The sequence below is a fragment of the Aeromonas sp. 1HA1 genome, from assembly GCF_029237385.1.
GTDB classification, from domain to species: Bacteria; Pseudomonadota; Gammaproteobacteria; order Enterobacterales; family Aeromonadaceae; genus Aeromonas; species Aeromonas popoffii.
Genome location: NZ_JAACGC010000208.1, coordinates 1 through 722, shown reverse-complemented (window position 1 = coordinate 722; position 722 = coordinate 1). Strand labels below are relative to the sequence as shown.

Genomic DNA, 722 nt, shown 5'->3' with positions numbered 1-722 from the left:
GGCCGCACGATGAAGAGCAAAAGTTAGCATGATCGTTACCATGTTCGGGAGTCACATAGGAGATCAGATCCTGGAAATCGGGAAAAGTGCCAATCAGTTCACAATATTTGTGTATAAGAGTCAGCTCTTGATGTGATCGTAACATTTCGACTTTGTTCTGAGGTGACACTTGTGGTGAGCGTAGGCTGCTTCGCCGTAACACTTAGTGTTGCATTATAAGTGACTTTATTCCCCTGGCTAATACTGCTTTCAGGATTGATATTTTCAGGGAACGAATTGAATATACGGGCTCTTGCTTTAGATGGTGAATTTTTGTCTGATTTAACAGTGAAGGTTGCTGTCTCAATAATTGGAGCACTCATGAACTCAGTGCTACTATATTTTTCTTTGTTTTTAATTGTTCTGATGGCCTCATGGTTGAGCGTGATCCCACGGCCTTGAGTTTCTTTACCAATGCTAACCCTTACGAATTTACCATTATTAGACATCCCAGATTTCTCAGAGCTTGCTAGCGATACCAAGAATATTAAATCGATATCTCTGTCTTTACAGGTGGATATGGTACTACCATCCCAGTTAACTCCACAGGTTGAGTTCTGTCTCTTGATCAGATCTTGATCCCCGAAGCCATCATCTCTTTGGCGGCAATAAAGCCGTCCAGTTTACTTTGCAGTGTTTGCCAGCCTTCCCAGAGTGAGCTCCAGCCTGCAATCCCTGTTCGC

Annotated in this window: 1 protein-coding gene; it reads right to left on the bottom strand. The window is 43.1% G+C overall.

What is annotated here, in order from left to right; all coding sequences use genetic code 11:
* Positions 1-98: 98 nt before the first annotated feature.
* Positions 99-488 carry a hypothetical protein gene (locus GWQ22_RS21700; protein ID WP_275931653.1) on the bottom strand — a complete coding sequence of 130 codons (390 nt, stop codon included), beginning with the start codon at positions 486-488 and terminating at the stop codon, positions 99-101.
* Between the last annotated feature and the right edge of the window lie 234 nt (positions 489-722).

Bases quoted from the DNA above. Each gene is read 5' to 3' on its own strand.
- GWQ22_RS21700 (WP_275931653.1), bottom strand. From the start codon at position 488: ATGTCTAATAATGGTAAATTCGTAAGGGTTAGCATTGGTAAAGAAACT.